We start from the raw sequence: 19083 nt of genomic DNA on the forward strand, positions 1-19083 counted from the left end.
TTTATAGATGAGTAATTATCACATAAAACATTTAGAAGAATATTATCAAGTTTATAGAAAATCAATAAGAAGCCCTGAATTATTTTGGGAAGAAATTGCTGAGGAACATTTTGTTTGGAGAAAAAAATGGGATAACGTATTGAGTTATGACTTTTCTAAACCAGAAGTAAAATGGTTTGAAGGAGCAAAATTAAATATAACAGAAAATTGTATTGATAGGCACCTTCAAATTAGAGGGGATAAGACTGCTATTTTGTTTGAGCCTAATAGTCCAGATGAAGAAGCTCTTCATATAAGTTATAATGATTTACATAAGCGAGTATGTAGGTTTGCTAATGTTTTAAAAAATAATGGAATAGGTAAGGGTGATAGAGTATGTATTTATTTACCAATGATTCCTGAGTTAGCAGTTTCAGTATTGGCTTGTGCTAGAATTGGAGCAGTTCATTCTGTGGTTTTTGCTGGATTTTCATCAACAGCATTATCTACAAGAATAAACGATTGTGAAGCAAAAATGGTAATTACAGCAGATGGATCATATAGAGGTGCAAAAACGATCGATTTAAAAAGTATTGTTGATGAGGCACTAGATAGTTGTAAAAGTATTAATACAGTTTTAGTAGCAAAAAGAATAGCTACTGATATTAATATGAAAGAAGGTAGAGACAAATGGTTACAGCCTTTATTAAATGTAGCTTCTGAAGAATGTGAACCTGAAATAATGGATGCAGAAGATCCTTTATTTATTTTATACACTTCGGGTTCAACCGGAAGTCCAAAAGGAATGTTACATACAACTGCTGGTTATATGGTGTATACTGCATATACGTTTAAAAATGTTTTTAATTATAGAGAAAATGATGTGTATTGGTGTACAGCAGATATTGGTTGGATAACTGGTCATAGCTATATTGTATATGGACCTTTAGCTAATGGAGCAACTACAGTTATGTTTGAAGGAGTTCCTAGCTATCCAGATTTTGGGCGTTTTTGGCAAATAGTAGAAAAACATAAAGTAAGTCAGTTTTATACAGCTCCGACAGCTATTAGAGCTTTGGCAAAAGAAAAATTAGATTATGTTGATTCTTATGATTTATCATCTATAAAAGTTTTAGGAACCGTTGGTGAACCTATCAATGAAGAAGCATGGCATTGGTACAATGATAATGTAGGTAAAAAAAAGAGCCCGATTGTAGATACTTGGTGGCAAACAGAAACTGGGGGAATGATGATTTCACCAATACCATATGCTACACCAACTAAACCTACTTATGCAACATTACCACTCCCTGGAGTTCAATTGGCATTAGTAGATGAAAAAGGAGAAGAGATAAAAGGAAATCAAGTAGATGGTCGATTGTGTGTTAAATTTCCTTGGCCGTCAATGGCAAGAACAATATGGGGAAATCATCAGCGATATAAAGAAACTTACTTTTCAGCATTTGAAAATAAATATTTTACTGGTGATGGTGCTCTTCGTGATGAAGTTGGTTATTATCGTATAACAGGTAGAGTAGATGATGTTATTATAGTTTCAGGACATAATTTAGGAACAGCACCTATTGAAGATGCTATAAATGAGCATCCTGCAGTTGCTGAAAGCGCCATTGTAGGTTTTCCTCATGATATTAAAGGAAGTGCGTTATACGGTTATGTTATTTTAAAAGAAACCGGTGAAGGTAGAAATCATGATAATTTACGAAAAGAAATTAATCAAATTATTACCGAACACATTGGACCAATTGCCAAATTAGATAAAATTCAATTCACAATTGGATTACCTAAAACACGTTCGGGAAAAATTATGAGACGAATTTTACGTAAAATTGCACATAATGAGTTAGATAATTTAGGAGATGTTTCTACGTTATTAAACCCAGAAATTGTACAAAATATTATAGATAGTAGATTAGAAACTAAATAATATTTCTATAATCTAGTTCATCATAAAAATCTTTAGCACCAAAACCTTGAATACTAATATCTTTATTATTATTTGAGGTTTTGGTATATAAATTAATGAGAGAATTAACTGTAAAAGTATCTATCTCAGTAACTTCATTAATGTTTAAGACTATTTTGTTATTCGACTTTAGAAAAGAGTTAATAATAGTTTTTAAACGAGAATAATTATTAAAGTTTAAATTACCTTTAAGATGAAAACAGTTTTTTTCGTTGGTTATTTGTAAATTCATAATAATATAGTTTGTAATAAAAATAATTATGAATTAAATAAGCCCTGATTTTTTTTCGTTCAAATGTATGTTATTGTGGATGAATGGAAACAATAAATAATTATTCTTTTATTTCAAAAAAACTAAAAACATTCCCTCCATAACGTTTCTCATAGCTAAAACATGGATGATTTGACAAGGTGGTATGTTTTGAATGTTCAATAATTAAAAGTCCCTCTTCTTTTAAAATATTTCTGTCAAAAATAGTATCAGCAATTTTTAAAAACTCTTCCTCTTTAAAATCATAAGGAGGATCAGCGAAAATAACATCAGCTTTTAAAGATGTTTTTTCTAAAAATTTATACACATCACTTTTAAAAGTATTAATATTTAAATCAAGATCCTTTGATGTTTGATTGATAAATTTGATACAATTAAAATGAGCATCAATAGCGTAAATTTCTTCAGTGCCTCTAGAAGCAAATTCATAACTGATATTTCCAGTACCAGAAAATAAATCTATTACAGATATACTATCAAAGTAATATAAGTTATTTAAAATGTTAAATAATGATTCTTTAGCCATATCTGTTGTTGGACGAACAGGTAGGTTTTTGGGAGCAGAAATTCGCTTACTCTTATGTTTTCCAGAAATTATACGCATTTATGAAAGTAATATATAGTTTGAATGGTTTGAAAAATCATCATCTTCATTAAAAAAACAAGTTGTACTTTCAATAAAGTTAATATTTCTAATATAGTTATAGGTTATTTTATATAATTCAGAATCCGATTCAATTTTACCTAAAAAGGTTAATTGGAATTCTTCAGGATTCATTTGTAATTGTTCAGCAGTAAATAATATGTAATAAATAAAATCTTCTTTGCAAGAGTATGAAAATGAATTATACATACTTAATTTATCATTTTCAATAATTATAATGTCCATCAAGTTTGGAGCAACATTAACAAAAAATCCTGTTTTTATTGATGAGTTTTTTATTTTAGTAATAAGTTTATCTATGAGTACAGAAGCATGATGCATGTATTCAAACTCTCCGAAATTTTGAAATAAATAATTATTAATGTTTACATATGGGATATACACTGTATTGGCGTTAATAGAAGACAGGTTATCATATGTAATAAAATCTGTAGCTAATGTTTTTACAGAGTATTTTAAATAAGGAACTAAATTATTTCTATCAAAAAAATCATTAGGCACAATAGTAGCTAGGTTGTTTTGATGTATAGCAGATACTGATTTAAAATCTTGCTGTAAATCTTTATCATTAGCAAAAATGTACATTATTTTCTCTAACAATAATTCGGGAGAAGCAATAGTTTTTTCAAAAATGTATTCAGAAAAAAGATTAACATCATTAGTTGTTAAATCAGTAATACAAAAAGAAAATCCATCCAAACTAAATTGGATGGATAGATTTTTATTTTGCGCAATTGCGCTAATTTTTTTACTCTTTTTTTGCAGCTGCATCTTCTTTGTCGTAAAATGGAGGCCAGTTACCACCTGTAGTAACTTCTGATAGAGACCCTACAGAGATAAAAGGACCTTTTACTTGATCCGTTTCAACTGCTTCTAATTCTATTTTTATTAAAGAACTATTCATTCCTTCTAAAATAGGTTTTTTATCTACTTTAGCTTCAAATACAGGAACTAATAAACCAGCTACTTTTTCTATTTTATCCGTTGCTAACTCAAATTGTTTGTCAGTACCTGGTACATTAAACATATTTTGGAAGTCTTTCCCCTCAAAATATTTAATTACTGGCTCATAATCAATAGTGTCAGTTTGTTTAACAGATATTTTATCAGTTAAACCACCAGATAAAGTAACTTCTTTTTCTATATTTTTAGTTTCTGTAATAGCTAAAGAATCATTTTGGATAAAGCTAATTAAAGCATTTTTATCTTTAGTATAATCACCTTTAGCTTCCTTATATTTAATTTGAGCGTCACGTATTAACTTTAAACTTTTAATAACTTTAGCGTAACGAACCTTTTTATCTTTATTAAATTTTATTGGCTCCATAATTCCGCCATAAATTTTATAGGCTAAGAAGATAGAGGCAACTAATAGTAATATAGAAACTAACCATCTCATTTTTAGAGGTACAAATTTAACAATAAGTACAGCTAAAAGAAACGCAACAACTGCTGCTGCTAAAATCATTAATAATAAATTCATTTTTTTAATTTTTAATATATGATATTCGCAAATCTACAATTTTTTTTCAATGAAGAAAATTTTTAACTATAAATAGATATATCTTTGGAAATTATTTTATTTTATGATAGCATCTGCACACAAATTTTATACTGAAATATTACAAAAATTCCCTTATACACCAACCTACAAGCAAAATAAATTATTAAATGAATTAACTAATTTTATTTTCGAAGATAATGAAAATGCCTTATTTGTTTTAAAAGGGTATGCGGGTACTGGAAAAACTACAACTATAAGTACCGTAGTAAATAACCTATGGAAGGCTGGTAAAAAGGCTGTTTTATTGGCACCAACTGGTAGAGCTGCTAAGGTAATATCAGGGTATTCAGGTAAGCAAGCATTTACTATTCATAAAAAAATATATTTCCCTAAAAAACAAAGTAATGGTGGAGTAAGTTTTGTAATGCAACCTAACAAGCATACAAACACTATTTTTATTGTTGATGAATCTTCAATGATTTCTGATGAAAAACAAAATGCCAAATTGTTTGAAAATGGTTCTTTACTTGATGATTTAATGGCATATGCATATTCAGGAAAAAATTGCAAAATTGTTTTTATAGGAGATACAGCTCAGTTACCTCCTGTAAAATTAACAATGAGCCCAGCTTTAGAAGCTGATAAGCTATCATTTGAGTTTAATAAACAAGTTACTGAAATTGAATTAGATGAAGTTGTACGTCAGCAAGAGGATTCAGGGATTTTATACAATGCTACTGATTTAAGATTATTAATAGAAAATAAAGCTGTTGATTTTCAATTCGATGTAAGTTTTCCAGATATTATCCGATTGGAAGATGGTTATGAAATTCAAGATGCAATTACTTCAGCTTATGACGGTGAAATAGGAGTAGAGGATACTGCAATTATAGTGCGCTCTAATAAAAGAGCTAACCAGTATAATGATCAGATTAGAACAAAAATTAGAGGGCAAGAAAATGAAATTTCTACAGGAGATTACGTAATGGTAGTTAAAAATAATTACTTCTGGTTAAAAGATTCTTCGTCGGCTGGTTTTATTGCGAATGGGGATATTTGTGAAGTAATGCGAATTAATTCCATAAAAGAATTATACGGATTTAAATTTGCTGAAGTTGAAGTGCGTATGATTGATTATCCAGATATGAAGCCTTTTGAAACAGTATTGTTGTTAGATACTTTAACAAGTGAAAGTCCTTCATTAACTTATGAAGAGTCAAATAAGTTGTATGAAGCTGTTAAAGAAGATTTTGCTAATGAAAAATCAAAGTATAAGCAATTTATGGGAGTTAAAAAGAATAAATATTTCAATGCCTTGCAAGTAAAGTTTTCTTATGCGATGACTTGTCACAAGTCTCAAGGTGGACAATGGAAAACAATTTTTATTGAGCAACCATATCTTCCAGATGGCCCTAGTGTAGAGTATTTAAGATGGTTGTATACTGCAGTAACACGTGCGCAAGAAAAATTATATTTAATAGGTTTTAAAGATGAATGTTTTGTAGACTAATAATCTAATTTCACCTATTTCCATGATAAAGTTTATTTAACATTCCTGTTTTCGTAAATCATTAATGATTCTTGTGTAAATGTGACTTATTTTAAAATTTAGTGTCATATAAATTAGAAATATATTGTAAATAGAAGTTAATATAATAAAATTCATAATGAGGGAAATACTATTAATTGTTGCTTTATTAACTTTTCAGGTAAGCTTTACACAACAGGTGTGTAAAGAAAATCAAGAAGCTGATTATGTAGAGGCAAATAATATATCAATTAATAAATGTAATACTAACTCATCTTCGGAGAAAAATATAAAAGACAACAAAGTTTTAGAAGTTAAGAGATTTAGATATCTAAAAAAAAGAATAAATGAGAGAGATTTTATTCAAACAAAAACATTACATAAAAAAATAAATATATTAAGTAATACTCTTGAGGGTAGTAAGATTGAGTTAGTTAAAAAAAATGTTAGTGCAATGATTTCACTAATATATAAAAGAAAAGAAAATAAAATAATTTCATTTAATGAAGTAAATGAAATTCCTAAATTTCTAGATTGCGATAAAGCAAGCGAAGATTGTTTTAATAACAGTATGAAGTTACATATAGAAAATAACTTTAGATACCCTAAAGAAGCAATAAATAATGAAGTTGAAGGTGAATTGTTAGTTTATTTTGTAATAGATTCTAACGGTAATGTTGGTAATATTAAAGTTTCTTCTACTAAAGAAATAACTATTTTAAATAAAGAAGCAATTAGAATTGTGTCATTGTTACCAAAATTTATTCCAGGAAAACAAGATGGTCATGTAACGTCTGTGTCATATAGTTTTCCTATGAACTTCAAATTAAAGTAATTTAAAAATTATTACTTGAATAAAAATAAATGCAAAATGTTAGCATTTTGTTAATTTGTTAAATTCAACAAACAAAAAAGTTACATTTGTTACCCAATTCAAAATATTAAGGATGAGGAATAAAGTAACTGTTTTTCTTTTATTTTTATTGATTTCAATATCGATAGAAGCACAAAAACCGCAAAAGTTATCTTCTAATCAGATATACGAAAAATTACAAAAATTAAATTTTTTAGGTTCTGCATTGTATATAGCAGCTCATCCAGATGATGAAAATACTAGATTAATTGCTTACTTAGCTAATCATGAAAAAGCAAGAACTGCATATTTATCATTAACAAGAGGTGATGGCGGACAAAATTTAATTGGCTCAGAAATACGTGAGTTGTTAGGTGTAATTCGTACTCAAGAATTATTGGCAGCAAGAAGAATTGATGGAGGTGAGCAACGTTTTTCAAGAGCTAATGATTTTGGATATTCTAAACATCCTGATGAGACGTTAAAAATATGGGATAAAAAGAAAGTTTTAGCAGATGTTGTTTGGGCGATACGAACTTTTAAACCAGATGTTATTATAAACAGGTTTAATCATAGAACTCCCGGAACTACTCATGGACATCACACTTCATCAGCTATGTTGAGTGTAGAAGCTTTTGAATTAGCTGGAGATAAAACTAAATACCCTGAACAGTTAGCCTATACAGATATATGGAACCCAAATCGATTGTTTTTTAATACATCTTGGTGGTTTTATGGTAGTCAAAAAAAATTCGCAGAAGCTGATAAAAGTAAAATGTTAAGTTTTGATATTGGAACTTATTACCCATTAAAAGGTTTGTCAAACAATGAGTTGGCATCTATTGCAAGTAGTCAGCATTTGTGTCAAGGTTTTGGACGTTTAACAACACGTGGTAGTCAAACAGAATATGTAGAGTTTTTAAAAGGTGATTTTCCAAAAGATAAAAAAGATATTTTCTCAGGAATTAATACTACGTGGAATCGTATTAAAGGAGGAGGAGAAATAGGTGAAATTTTATACAGTGTAGAAAAGAATTTTGATTTTGTGAATCCATCTAAGCATTTACCGAATTTAATGAAAGCCTATACTAAGGTTCTAAAGTTAGAAAATGAACATTGGAAACGTATAAAAACTAAGCAATTAGAAGAGATTATAATTGCTTGCTCAGGGTTATATATTGAAGCATCAGCTACTAGTTCTAGTACAACACCTAATAGTACTATCAATGTTAATTTTGAAGTATTAAACAGAAGTAATACTTCAATGGAGTTAAATTCTGTTGAATTTCTATCAAATGGAAAGAAAATTGCAAAAGAAATAAGATTGAAAGCTAATGATAAAAGAAATTTTAAAGAGGTTATTACCATAGGTGATTTACCATATTCATCACCTTATTGGTTAAATTCTGAATGGAATTTAGGTATGTATAAAGTACCTAATCAAAAAGAAAGAGGAAACCCAGAAACTAAAAGACCTGTTGAAATTAAATATAATCTTATCATAGATAATAAACCAATCTCTTTTATTAAACCTTTAATATATAGATATTCTAAAAGAGATAAAGGAGAAATTTATGAACCTTTTGAAATTTTACCACAGGTAACTACAAAATTAAAAGATAAAGTATTAATTTTTTCTACACAAGAAGCACAGAGAGTTTCTGTAGAAGTTAGATCAGGAGGAAAAAACACTAAGGGTTCTTTAAGTTTAAAAGCTCCAGATGGTTGGGAAGTAACACCTAATAAAGTTTCGTTTTCTATAGAACAAAAAGGTGATGTAAGATCAATAAATTTTATGGTTAAACCTACCCAAAAAGAGTCAAACGGATTACTAAAATCAATAGCAGAAATTGATGGTAAAATTTATGATAAAGAGTTGGTAGAAATTAATTATGAACATATACCAAAACAATCAATATTATTAGCTTCACAAGCAAAAGTTGTTCGTTTGAATATTAAAAAGCAAGGAACTAAGATAGGTTACATCCTTGGTTCTGGAGATGCAGTGCCAGAAAGTTTACGTCAAATTGGGTATACTGTAACTGAGATAAATCCTGTTGAGATAAACGATAAAACTTTATTGGAGTTTGATGCAGTAGTACTAGGTATTAGAGCATACAATACAAAGAAAGAGCTTCAGTTTAAACAAAAATATATATTAGATTATGTAAAAAATGGGGGTAATGTAATTGTACAGTATAATACTAATAGGAGGGTAGATGTTAAGGCTCCTTATGAATTACAGTTGTCAAGAGACCGAGTTACTGATGAAAATGCAAAAGTTAATTTAATAGCAAAAGAGCATCCAGTACTGAATTATCCAAATAAAATTACTAATGTAGACTTCGAAAATTGGGTGCAAGAAAGAGGTTTGTACTTCCCTAATAAATGGAGTAAAGAGTATACTCCAATACTTTCAATGAACGATAAAGATGAAAGTATTAAAAAAGGAAGTTTATTGGTAGCAGCATATGGTAAAGGAAATTATATTTATACAGGCTTAAGTTTTTTTAGAGAACTGCCTGCAGGGGTTCCAGGAGCATATAAGTTATTTGCTAACTTATTGTCCTTAAAAAAGAATGAAAGATAAACCCAGAAAAACCTCGAAATATTTTTCGGGGTTTTTTATTGATTAATTATTGTAGACAAAATATTAAGTATTTATAAATTAAGAAACCTTTGGTTTAAAAAGATTAATTGAAACTGTAGCTAAATCTGAATTAGGAAATTTTTTAAAAGTATTTTCATCAGGTATTAATCCAATAGATTTCATAGCATTCATATATTCTTCAATTTCAATTATATATTGATCAGAATATCCATGGGTAGCATCATAAGCAGTAGCAGCTGTTCTACCTAAATTTTGACTAACTAATTCAGGTTTTGATGTGTGAAGTTCTATTAAAAGTAAGCCAAATTTATGAATATAAGGAGTCCATTTTTTGAAGTGTTGTTTTAGCGATTCAATTACTAAATTATTATCTAAGCGTTTGCCTTTATGAGCATAAGCACCAGTTGAAGTACTTATAGCAATGTTATTGTTTAATTTTGGTTCTTCCCAAATACGATTATGATCTAAAAACGTACGAACGTTTAATAAATCGGATAAGTTAATATTATATTTTTGTTGCAGATCTTCTGACATGGCTTTAGGATTTCCAATATCTCCCCAAATTACTTTAGCCCAAATATCAGCCTGTACTAAATTTTTTCTAGTAATTTTTAAGGCTGCTTCATTATAATCTACTCCAATTAATAATAAAGGATACTCTTCCAAAACTTTGCCTCTGTTTGTTTGATTTTCAATTACATTAAATAGATGTTTTAAAAATGCTCCATTACCACAACCAACATCTAAAATACCTTTTGGCTGTTCATGTATAGGTTTATTAAATAAGTTGATAATGATTTCATCAATTACTCTAAAGTATGCTGCATGTGCACCTCCACTTCCCCATACATTCATTTCTCGATCTACATGAACCTCTTCAGCGGCAGTGTTAGCGTTTCTTAAAATTGTAGAGTCTTCAAAAATAAGCTTATCTAATTTTCTTAAAGTAGGAATATAAGATACAGTTACTCCATAAGCGCTTGCTCTTCGTGCAAAAAATAGTCCTTTATTTGTAAATTCATAAGAGTCTCCAGTTTTCGTAAACCAATCTAAACCTGTAAGTATATCTAATAAGCGGCTAAAATTTTTAGCATCTTTATGAAACTCTTCCGCTTTAAATTTTGTTTGCATAAAATATTTATGAAACATCCCACTCATACCTAATAATACAACAGTGGGTCCAATAATTATACCCTCAATATGTGTTAAAATTTGGTTTAATATTTCATTTTCTTTTGAATTAGGTGGAGATGAAACATTAAAATTATTTTTAAAGTTTTGATATAGTTCTTCTAGTTTTAAAAATGGTTCTGTTTCAAATTTTCTAGAGTTGTAATTTTTTGAAAATTTAAGTAATAAATAAGCTTCTTTGTAAATATCGAAATAAGAAAAAGCGATTGCTGACAACTCATTTATTTCAAAGTGTACAGTATTAGTTGTGTTATTTACTTGTTGATTTAACCAACCTTGTGAGCATAAAGTGCGTAAAGCTACATTTAAATAACCATCATTAGCATTAAAAGTCGATGTGATTTCTGTTAAACTAACTGATTTTTTTTTCAATAAATATTTAGTGATACCTTTTTCTTTTAGAATATATGCTGCAGGACAGGTTACAATTCCGTCTAAATGACGAAATAAACTACTTCTAAGTATTGATTTTTCTTTATTAGATAACATTGACTAAGTATTTTCCTTTAAATATACTTATTTTTAAATGTCTTTCATAATAAAATAAAGAGGAAGTCTTTCGTTTAAAAAACTTATAATATAAAGAGTTATTAAATGTTTATTTTAGTTTTTCTACTATTTTATCATAAACAAAACTATAATAGTCATGGTATTGAGGTAATAAAATATTCTTTAAATTTTTAGTAGTTATAATAGTTTGTAAATCAAATAATTTAATCTCATCTACCTCTTCTTTTTGAATTATTAAATCTTCAATAGGTGTTTTTAATTCTGCTATAAAAATGTGATGATATTCGTTATCTATTATACCATTATTATGGTTTATTTGATGTTTTCTCACACCAATTTTATATAAGTCATCTGGATTTATTGTGTAATCAATTTCTTCTTGTATCTCCCTAACTGCCCCAACAATAGTATTTTCACCTGCTGCTATATGGCCAGCTACTGAAATGTCCCATAAACCAGGGAATACTTTTTTAGTTAAAGCTCTTTTTTGAAGTAAAATTTTGTAATCTGAAGTATATAGCCATACATGAATAGTAGGATGGAAGTAGCCATATTTATGAGCTATTGATTTTAAACAGGTCTTGCCTGTGTAATTACCAAATTCATCAAGAATGTCAATTATTTCATCCATAAAAAAAGAGTCCCGCATTTTGCGGGACTTAGTATATTATTTAAAATAAGAGAAATCTTCTCCGTTTTCAATTTTTAAGAGACTTTGATATATCATTTTAATAACGTTTTCAACATCTTCTCTGTGAACCATCTCAACAGTGGTGTGCATATAACGTAAAGGCAAAGATATTAAAGCAGAAGCAACTCCACCATTGCTATAAGCAAATGCATCAGTATCAGTACCTGTTGCTCTTGATAAGGCAGAACGTTGGAAAGGAATATCGTTTGCTTCGGCTGCATCAATAATTAAATCACGAAGTTTTTGTTGTACAGCTGGTGCATAAGCAATAACTGGACCTTTCCCAATTTCTAATAAACCAGCTTTTTTCTTATCAATCATTGGAGTAGTAGTGTCATGAGTAACATCGGTAACAATAGCTACATTAGGTTTAATAGTTTGGGTAATCATTTCTGCACCACGTAAACCAATTTCTTCTTGTACAGAGTTTGTAATATATAAACCAAATGGTAAGTCTTTTTTGTTTTCTTTTAAAAGCCTTGCAACTTCAGCAATCATAAATCCACCCATTCTATTATCTAGGGCTCTACAAACAAATTTATCTCCATTTAATATATGAAACTCATCTGGGTATGTAATAACACAACCAACATGAACACCTAATTTTTCAACTTCTTCTTTAGTTGAGCAACCACAATCAATAAAAATATTATCTGGTTTTGGAGCTTCTTCTTTAGCTTTGTTACGAGTATGTATAGCTGGCCAACCAAAAACACCTTTTACAATACCGTTTTTAGTATGAATGTTTACTATCTTACTAGGTGCTATTTGATGATCACTACCTCCATTTCTAATTACATAAATAAGTCCGTTATCAGAAATGTAATTTACATACCATGAAATTTCATCAGCATGTCCTTCAATAACTACTTTATATTTAGCATCAGGATTAATAACTCCAACAGCACTTCCATAAGTATCTGTTATAAATTCATCTACATAAGGCTTTAAATAGTCCATCCAAATTTTTTGGCCTTCCCATTCATAACCAGTAGGTGCTGCGTTGTTTAAATATTTTTCTAAGAAGTCTATCGACTTTTGATTTAAAATTGATTTCTCAGCCATGTTTTTATTAATAAGATTTTATGAGAACTAAAAGATTAACTCCAAAACTTACGTTTTTCGTTTAATTCTTCTTGTTCTTTTATTTGTTTAGGAGTCATTACTTTTAAGAAAGATGGGTGTTGCTCAATGGCATATTCTATTCTTTCAACAATGTTTTCAATGCTCTCATTTTCGTAATCGATATCCAAAGGCTCTTTAATAACCATTGATTGTAAAACGTTACGCTTTTTTATTTGTAATCCTTTTTTATCAAAAGAACGTCTAAATCCATCAATTACAATAGGTACAACTACTGGTTTGTATGTTTTAATTAAATGCGCTGTTCCTCTTCTAATAGGTTTAAAAGCTGTTGTAGTACCTTGAGGGAAGGTGATAACCCATCCATCGTCTAAAGCTTTTTTAATATTAGAAATATCAGATAATTTAACTTGTCTATTAACATCTTTTCCACCACTACGCCAAGTTCTGTCAATAGATACTGATCCAGTATAAGCAAAGATTTTAGGTAAAATACCAGAACGCATGGTTTCACCAGCAGCGATGTAGTATACATTTAATTTAGGATTCCATATGTAACCAATGTTTCTAATATTATCAATACGTCCTTTTAAAGAAGCATTAAATACATGAAACATAGCAGCAACATCAGCAAAATATGTTTGGTGATTGGAAATGAATAAGACATTTTGATTTGGAAGTTGGCGTAAAATTTCAGAACCTTCAATTTGAAGTTCATTAAACCTACGATAACGTCCATGAGAAATAACTCCTAAGATACGTATAAGCCATTTTTTTATCCATAATATATGTCCAAAAGGATTCCTTTTAAATAAGGGCATATTGATGCAGGTTTTATTAGTATAAATGCTAAATTACAAAAGAAAAATAATACTGTTACTATTTAATTAAATCTTTAATTTCTGAAAGCATCATAGCAGTTGCTCCCCATACAATGTAATTATTTAGTTTAAAGGATGGTACCTCGATATTTTTCATGTATGATGTTTCCATTGGAGTGTAAACAATATTATCGTCATCCAGTAAATCTTGTGCTAATACCTCAATAATTGTAGCAACTTCATTATTTGGATTGAAAATTGGTTTTTGGTTACAGAACCCAATAAAAGGAGTAACTAAAAAATTACTTGGAGGAATATATGTGTTAGATAATTGTCTTATTACAGTAATATCTTTATTGTTAACCCCAACCTCTTCGTAAGTTTCTCTTAAAGCAGTTTGTTGAAGATTAATATCGATTTTATCTACTTTTCCACCAGGAAAACTTATTTGTGCAGAATGCGCACCATTATAACTTGCTCGTTGTGTTAGTAAAAAGTTTGTTTTATTTTGTTTATCGGGATAAAACAAAGCTAAAACTGCTGCTTTTTTAGGAGATTTTTGTGTAATCATTTCTTCTGTATATTTTCTCCTTAATTCAGGAGCTAGCTTAAATTGAGATTCTAAACCTCCTAAAGTACTATTTTGAAATCGTTGTATTTGATTAGTGAAATCAGAAAAAATCATTTTTTATAGTATTTTAGACAAACATATTGATTTTAATAGCACGAAGTCAATTTTTTGGCTCGAATTTTGTATTTTAAATACTATTAAAAATCAAATAAAATATATGAGTAAAAAATATAAATATAGAAAACTAGCTTTGAGTTTAATTTTTGACGCTGTAGGTTATGCATCTTTTATTTTACCAGGATTAGGAGAAATTACAGATGTTATTTGGGCTCCAATCTCTGCATTTTTAATGACTAAGCTATATAAAGGGAATAAAGGGAAAATTGCAGCGGCAGTATCGTTTATAGAAGAAGCAATGCCAGGTTTAGATGTGATACCTACTTTTACACTTATGTGGCTATATACTTATGTTTTTAGATCTTCTGATGAAAAGAAAAAAACAATTGAAATATAACCAAAACCAAGTAAACTATATGTTTAGTACCAGATTTTGGTTATTTATTATTGTTATTTTTTCATACTTAAAAATGAGAAATTATAGCTAATACCTAAATTCATATATGTTGAATTTAAACTACCACCTTTAGCTTTAACATGACCTAAAGCTCCTCTTAATTTTAACTTATCAGTTAATTTATAGTTGATACCTAAGCTAGGCTTTATTATTAAACCTTGACCAGTACTAATTCCACCACCACCAGCAGCTCCTCCTAATACTTGAAGGAAAATAGAGGTAGTATTATCAAATATTTTTTTTGATTGGTATCCTAAACCAACTATACCTTCAGCATAAGCTCCGGCATCACCAAAGTTAGCAAATGAGGTTTGGCCTGCTCCATAAATATGTTTATTTAAAAAGAAGTTAATTTGTAGTGATATCTGATGCATATTTTGACTAATCCCACTAACTCTTTGTGCGTTTATATATAAATCTTGTTTCAATATGGTTTCTAAACCTTTAAATACTCCTTTTGAAAAAGACAATGTTTTTGAATTTATACCATCCTTATCTACATAATATTTTAGACCAAAACCAAGAGTAGAGGAGGTGAAATGAGAATCTGGACTCATTAAATAACCTTTATTTAAAGTAGCATAAAAGTTGTCAAAAAGTTTTTGTTCAATTGAAAGATCAGGATAAATTAAAAAACCACCTTTTGTATCAACACCACCACCACCACCAGCACCTATACCAAATTTAGCAAGAATGTTGGTTCTGTTTTTATTCATAGAAAAATGATATCCTCCTCCTAGAAAAATATCCATATAACCAGCTTTAATTCCATGATAAGCACCGTCGGCTTTTACAAAAAAGAAAATGTTATCTGTTAAATATGAATTAAATTCAAATCCAGCTAACCGTATTGTTTTTCCTTTATATGAACCTTTAGTAACTGATAAGTTATTTAAATGCATTAATAAGGACAATCTACTACTAGGTTTGTTCCAGTCAGAGTCTTTTAAGTTGTTAAAAGAAAATTCAGTTTCTTTTTCGTCAAAACTTGAAGTTTGAAAGGATAAAGGAACTTGAATAGCTACATTTAATTGACTCCCTTTAATAGTTCCTTTATCAAAAAAGTTAACATAACTATAACCAGTTGAGATTGAAAAGTGTTTAAAGTCATATCCTAAATTAAAGTGTGGTAAAATAAATGCACCACCTCCATCGGGTGCGTTTGCACCACCACCACCACCAAAATGAATACCGGTATCTATAAATAAATTATCAGTGATGTTTTTTTGAATTCCTGCGTTAATTCCTAAAGTGAAGAAACCACCTCTAATACCTCCAACGGCACCATAAAAGCCTACACCTGCATAACTCCATTTATTTATTTTTAAATTGTAATGTAAGCCTGTGAAATCCATATTAGATTCATTTTCAGGCATCTTTATTGAAAGAAAATCTAATTGACCAAAACCAATTTGGGTAACTTTGTTTGGTAATTTCTCTTGCGCGTAAAAAAAATGAACACTCAATGTTATACTTAACACAAGTGTTCTTTTCATTATGTTTTTAAACATATAAAATAATTGAATTAATTTTTAATGATGAATTTTCTGTCGTTTATTATTTATGTATGATGCTACAAAAGCATCTTTAAAACCTATTTTTGCTAGTTCTTTTTTAAAATATTTAGCTTCATTTAAAGTTGAAAATAATCCTAATGAATATTTAAAGTAACCATTTTTAGATGATATAATTCCAGGTATTAGATTATTTGAAAGTAATGGGTATTTTTTTGTTTGAAAAACTCCTAGTTGAACTGAGTAGATTGTTTTTCCTTGTACATTAGATTCAACTTCATTTATAGTGTCATCTAAATTATCAGTACTTACCGAAGCTATATCTTCTTTCTCTACTTTTTTATTAACTCTTTTTAAGCTGTCAATAACACGTTCAGCCTCTCTAGCTTTAATTTCAGAAATATTAACTTTATTATTAGTTATAATACCCTTATCATTTAATTTTCCGCTTTTAAATAAATAGATAATACCTAATGCTAACCCCAAAAAAAGACCTAATATAATATAAATGGTTCTAGATTTTTGCTTATGGTGTTTGTATGTTTCTTGAAGCTCACTTAACTCTTTTTCAGATTCTTCTCTTTTAAGTTTTGCTTTGTCAAAATCTTCCTGCATTAATTGATACTTCTCTTCCTCGATGAATGGCATACCGTTGTTATTTTTAGTTGATTTTCGACCACTAAAATACAAATCTTTTTTTAGTAGCGTTTTTTATGATCAGTAATTGATATATTGAGGGTTAGTGTATATTGTCATTTTATCATCTCTACTAAAACCTATAAGGCATATTCCAAACTCTTTAGCAAAATCTACAGCTAATGAAGAACAAGCAGAAACAGCAATTATTATAGGTATTTTAGCAAAAAACGCTTTAGATACTATTTCGTAGGAAACACGACCACTAACTAGCATTATTTTAGCACTATTTAAATCTTTTTCTTTTAACAAACTTCCAATACATTTATCAACGGCATTATGTCTACCAATATCTTCTTTACAGGTTAATAATTTTTGATTTTTATTAAATAAAGCACAAGCATGACTTCCTCCAGAAGATTTAAATGTAAACTGTAGTGATGTCATTTGCAAAAACATTTGCTGAATTTTATTTGAACTTAAGGTATAAGTGTTTTTTACAGGTTTTCCAGAAACTTGAATATCGTTGATTTCTTTTTTACCACAAATACCACATGAAGAGACTGATAATAAAGTTCGTTTATTTAAGTAGCCTTTACCTATTTTTTCTTTATCAATAGTAACGTTTATAATATCATGATGATTATCTTTTTTAGTTGTAATATTAAAAGATAATGGTTCATTGCTTCTGTAAATATCTTCAGCATATAAAAGACCAGTAATTAAATCAGTATCATTATAAGGAGTTCGCATTACAACGGTATAAGCTTCTTCATTAATGTTTATTTGCAAAGGAGCCTCTATAACTAAATTGTCATTTAACTTATTTGAAATGTTATTAGATACTTTTATCGATTGGTATGCGTTTACTTGTGTCATAGAGAACAAAAGTAAATAATAAAAAAAACAAAAATAAGAAAATAGGGTAGCATTAAAATAATTAACTTTATGCCCTGTTACTTTAAAAGTAGAGAGATTGATCTATATCTTATTATAATGAAAAAGGTTTTAAGTATTTATATTGTTTTTTTTAGTTCGTTAATTATAGCTCAGGTGAAAGATACATTACCAAGCTTTGTAGATGATTATTACCTTATAAAGAATGGTGATTCATTAATGATACAACTTAATGAAGTGTCAGTATTACCTAAGCATAAGTTTACTTCAAAAGTAGATGTACATTATTATTACTGGTTTAGAAGAAAGGTGTTCAAAGCTTATCCTTATGCCATGTTAGCTTCAAAAAGAATAGATAGTCTTAATGTACGTTTAAATAGAGTTTCTTCAAAAAGAAAGAAAAAGCAATATATAAAAAGAGTTCAGAAATATCTTGAAAACGAATTAACAAATAGGTTGAAAAAATTAACAAGAACGGAAGGTAGAGTGCTATTAAAGTTAATTCATCGCCAAACAGGAAAAACTGCATTTGATAATATAAAGGAATTACGAAGTGGTTGGAAAGCTTTCTGGTATAATACTACAGCTAATTTATTCAAGCTATCGTTGAAGTCAAAATATAATCCAGAACTTAATAATGAAGATTATCTAATAGAAGATGTTTTACAAAGAGCATATATAGATGAAGCATTGATTTATCAAGAGCCTAAGTTAAAAATGAACTATGTAAGTATATTAGCAAATAAAAAAGGAGGGATTAATGTAGAAAAGTATAAAAAAATGTTTGCTAAACAACGTAAAAGAAAGAAAAGACGTAACACAAGGAAGTAAGCTACTAAACAATACAGTATAGGTATTACTAGAAGAAAAGAGTATTTATAATAAACTTCAAAAAAACTTTTGTCTTTAAAAGCTTAGTAAGTAGTTGATTAAGGAATTCTTTAAAAATAACTTCAAAAAAATCATTGTCATGTTAGAAAAGGGGTCTATATTTGCACCCGCAAACGGATAAGCTCAGAGTTTAAAAGTAAGCAAAGTTCATTAAAATAGGGTTATAGAGGTATTAAGAGAAGGTTAAAAAATAAGTTAAAAAAAGCTTGTTTAAAACAAATGAAAGTGAGTATCTTTGCAGTCCGAATTTTAGGGGATAGTTCATTGATTTATGGGATTTACAAATTTAAAAAAAAAAACTTCAAAAAAG

18 protein-coding genes are annotated in these 19083 nt (G+C 28.7%); 6 read left to right on the plus strand and 12 right to left on the minus strand.

Features of this window, described 5'->3' with window-relative positions; genetic code table 11:
• The first annotated feature begins 7 nt into the window (after nt 1-7).
• Nucleotides 8-1924: an acetate--CoA ligase gene (gene acs / locus DS884_RS00720; RefSeq protein WP_113785393.1), complete on the plus strand. Its 1917-nt coding sequence runs from the start codon at nt 8-10 to the stop codon at nt 1922-1924.
• On the opposite strand, the gene DS884_RS00725 is transcribed toward acs, so the two are convergent.
• The 4 genes from DS884_RS00725 to DS884_RS00740 all read right to left on the minus strand — a co-directional run bounded on the left by DS884_RS00725 (nt 1917) and on the right by DS884_RS00740 (nt 4381).
• Nucleotides 1917-2195 (minus strand): STAS domain-containing protein, encoded by a 279-nt coding sequence (locus tag DS884_RS00725; protein ID WP_113785394.1) that lies wholly within the window; start codon nt 2193-2195, stop codon nt 1917-1919. The genes acs and DS884_RS00725 overlap by 8 nt on opposite strands.
• A 100-nt stretch (nt 2196-2295) precedes the next feature.
• Entirely contained in the window at nt 2296-2838 is a 543-nt protein-coding gene (locus tag DS884_RS00730; RefSeq protein WP_113785395.1) for an RsmD family RNA methyltransferase, read from the minus strand.
• Nucleotides 2839-3669: a DUF3822 family protein gene (locus DS884_RS00735; RefSeq protein WP_113785396.1), complete on the minus strand. Its 831-nt coding sequence runs from the start codon at nt 3667-3669 to the stop codon at nt 2839-2841.
• Nucleotides 3647-4381, minus strand: coding sequence for a hypothetical protein (locus DS884_RS00740; RefSeq protein ID WP_093870953.1), 735 nt, complete (start codon nt 4379-4381; stop codon nt 3647-3649). The genes DS884_RS00735 and DS884_RS00740 overlap by 23 nt, the downstream gene beginning before the upstream one ends.
• Before the next feature lie 103 nt (nt 4382-4484).
• Here DS884_RS00740 and DS884_RS00745 point away from each other — a divergent pair, with 103 nt between their 5' ends.
• From DS884_RS00745 to DS884_RS00755, 3 genes are all read left to right on the plus strand, one after another.
• Nucleotides 4485-5912 (plus strand): ATP-dependent RecD-like DNA helicase, encoded by a 1428-nt coding sequence (locus tag DS884_RS00745; RefSeq protein WP_093870954.1) that lies wholly within the window; start codon nt 4485-4487, stop codon nt 5910-5912.
• A gap of 157 nt (nt 5913-6069) precedes the next feature.
• A complete protein-coding gene (locus DS884_RS00750; protein WP_113785397.1) occupies nt 6070-6765 on the plus strand; it encodes an energy transducer TonB in 696 nt (231 codons plus the stop codon).
• Nucleotides 6766-6877: 112 nt separating this feature from the next.
• Nucleotides 6878-9373 carry a PIG-L family deacetylase gene (locus DS884_RS00755; RefSeq protein WP_113785398.1) on the plus strand — a complete coding sequence of 832 codons (2496 nt, stop codon included), beginning with the start codon at nt 6878-6880 and terminating at the stop codon, nt 9371-9373.
• 78 nt (nt 9374-9451) lie between these two features.
• Here the strand turns inward: DS884_RS00755 and DS884_RS00760 are convergent, their stop codons facing one another.
• The 5 genes from DS884_RS00760 to DS884_RS00780 all read right to left on the minus strand — a co-directional run bounded on the left by DS884_RS00760 (nt 9452) and on the right by DS884_RS00780 (nt 14375).
• Nucleotides 9452-11074: a class I SAM-dependent methyltransferase gene (locus DS884_RS00760; RefSeq protein WP_113785399.1), complete on the minus strand. Its 1623-nt coding sequence runs from the start codon at nt 11072-11074 to the stop codon at nt 9452-9454.
• A 109-nt stretch (nt 11075-11183) separates the two neighbouring features.
• Nucleotides 11184-11726 carry an NUDIX hydrolase gene (locus tag DS884_RS00765; protein ID WP_113785400.1) on the minus strand — a complete coding sequence of 181 codons (543 nt, stop codon included), beginning with the start codon at nt 11724-11726 and terminating at the stop codon, nt 11184-11186.
• A gap of 36 nt (nt 11727-11762) precedes the next feature.
• The gene (locus tag DS884_RS00770) at nt 11763-12851 is read right to left on the minus strand and encodes a M42 family metallopeptidase (protein WP_093870959.1); all 1089 of its coding nucleotides are present in this window, start codon (nt 12849-12851) and stop codon (nt 11763-11765) included.
• A gap of 35 nt (nt 12852-12886) precedes the next feature.
• On the minus strand, nt 12887-13690 hold the full coding sequence (locus tag DS884_RS00775) for a lysophospholipid acyltransferase family protein (RefSeq protein WP_093870960.1): 804 nt from the start codon (nt 13688-13690) through the stop codon (nt 12887-12889).
• Between the two features lie 58 nt (nt 13691-13748).
• Nucleotides 13749-14375, minus strand: coding sequence for an NUDIX hydrolase (locus DS884_RS00780; protein ID WP_113785401.1), 627 nt, complete (start codon nt 14373-14375; stop codon nt 13749-13751).
• Nucleotides 14376-14478: 103 nt separating this feature from the next.
• Between DS884_RS00780 and DS884_RS00785 the strand changes: the two genes are divergently transcribed.
• On the plus strand, nt 14479-14775 hold the full coding sequence (locus DS884_RS00785; RefSeq protein WP_093872029.1) for a hypothetical protein: 297 nt from the start codon (nt 14479-14481) through the stop codon (nt 14773-14775).
• A 53-nt stretch (nt 14776-14828) separates the two neighbouring features.
• Here the strand turns inward: DS884_RS00785 and DS884_RS00790 are convergent, their stop codons facing one another.
• From DS884_RS00790 to fdhD, 3 genes are all read right to left on the minus strand, one after another.
• Nucleotides 14829-16331, minus strand: coding sequence for a hypothetical protein (locus tag DS884_RS00790; protein ID WP_113785402.1), 1503 nt, complete (start codon nt 16329-16331; stop codon nt 14829-14831).
• 36 nt (nt 16332-16367) lie between these two features.
• Nucleotides 16368-16997: a hypothetical protein gene (locus DS884_RS00795; protein WP_113785403.1), complete on the minus strand. Its 630-nt coding sequence runs from the start codon at nt 16995-16997 to the stop codon at nt 16368-16370.
• Nucleotides 16998-17066: 69 nt separating this feature from the next.
• Entirely contained in the window at nt 17067-17864 is a 798-nt protein-coding gene (fdhD, locus tag DS884_RS00800; protein WP_113785404.1) for a formate dehydrogenase accessory sulfurtransferase FdhD, read from the minus strand.
• 117 nt (nt 17865-17981) lie between these two features.
• Between fdhD and DS884_RS00805 the strand changes: the two genes are divergently transcribed.
• On the plus strand, nt 17982-18713 hold the full coding sequence (locus DS884_RS00805) for a DUF4294 domain-containing protein (protein ID WP_113785405.1): 732 nt from the start codon (nt 17982-17984) through the stop codon (nt 18711-18713).
• Nucleotides 18714-19083: the final 370 nt, after the last annotated feature.

The sequence above is a fragment of the Tenacibaculum sp. E3R01 genome (assembly GCF_003318185.1).
In the GTDB taxonomy this organism is placed as follows: Bacteria; Bacteroidota; Bacteroidia; order Flavobacteriales; family Flavobacteriaceae; genus Polaribacter; species Polaribacter halocynthiae.

Excerpts from the sequence above, each read along its gene's own strand:
- acs (WP_113785393.1), top strand. The coding sequence starts at position 8 with ATGAGTAATTATCACATAAAACATTTAGAAGAATATTATCAAGTTTAT.
- DS884_RS00725 (WP_113785394.1), bottom strand. The coding sequence starts at position 2,195 with ATGAATTTACAAATAACCAACGAAAAAAACTGTTTTCATCTTAAAGGT.
- DS884_RS00730 (WP_113785395.1), bottom strand. The coding sequence starts at position 2,838 with ATGCGTATAATTTCTGGAAAACATAAGAGTAAGCGAATTTCTGCTCCC.
- DS884_RS00735 (WP_113785396.1), bottom strand. The coding sequence starts at position 3,669 with ATGCAGCTGCAAAAAAAGAGTAAAAAAATTAGCGCAATTGCGCAAAAT.
- DS884_RS00740 (WP_093870953.1), bottom strand. The coding sequence starts at position 4,381 with ATGAATTTATTATTAATGATTTTAGCAGCAGCAGTTGTTGCGTTTCTT.
- DS884_RS00745 (WP_093870954.1), top strand. The coding sequence starts at position 4,485 with ATGATAGCATCTGCACACAAATTTTATACTGAAATATTACAAAAATTC.
- DS884_RS00750 (WP_113785397.1), top strand. The coding sequence starts at position 6,070 with ATGAGGGAAATACTATTAATTGTTGCTTTATTAACTTTTCAGGTAAGC.
- DS884_RS00755 (WP_113785398.1), top strand. The coding sequence starts at position 6,878 with ATGAGGAATAAAGTAACTGTTTTTCTTTTATTTTTATTGATTTCAATA.
- DS884_RS00760 (WP_113785399.1), bottom strand. The coding sequence starts at position 11,074 with ATGTTATCTAATAAAGAAAAATCAATACTTAGAAGTAGTTTATTTCGT.
- DS884_RS00765 (WP_113785400.1), bottom strand. The coding sequence starts at position 11,726 with ATGGATGAAATAATTGACATTCTTGATGAATTTGGTAATTACACAGGC.
- DS884_RS00770 (WP_093870959.1), bottom strand. The coding sequence starts at position 12,851 with ATGGCTGAGAAATCAATTTTAAATCAAAAGTCGATAGACTTCTTAGAA.
- DS884_RS00775 (WP_093870960.1), bottom strand. The coding sequence starts at position 13,690 with ATGCCCTTATTTAAAAGGAATCCTTTTGGACATATATTATGGATAAAA.
- DS884_RS00780 (WP_113785401.1), bottom strand. The coding sequence starts at position 14,375 with ATGATTTTTTCTGATTTCACTAATCAAATACAACGATTTCAAAATAGT.
- DS884_RS00785 (WP_093872029.1), top strand. The coding sequence starts at position 14,479 with ATGAGTAAAAAATATAAATATAGAAAACTAGCTTTGAGTTTAATTTTT.
- DS884_RS00790 (WP_113785402.1), bottom strand. The coding sequence starts at position 16,331 with ATGAAAAGAACACTTGTGTTAAGTATAACATTGAGTGTTCATTTTTTT.
- DS884_RS00795 (WP_113785403.1), bottom strand. The coding sequence starts at position 16,997 with ATGCCATTCATCGAGGAAGAGAAGTATCAATTAATGCAGGAAGATTTT.
- fdhD (WP_113785404.1), bottom strand. The coding sequence starts at position 17,864 with ATGACACAAGTAAACGCATACCAATCGATAAAAGTATCTAATAACATT.
- DS884_RS00805 (WP_113785405.1), top strand. The coding sequence starts at position 17,982 with ATGAAAAAGGTTTTAAGTATTTATATTGTTTTTTTTAGTTCGTTAATT.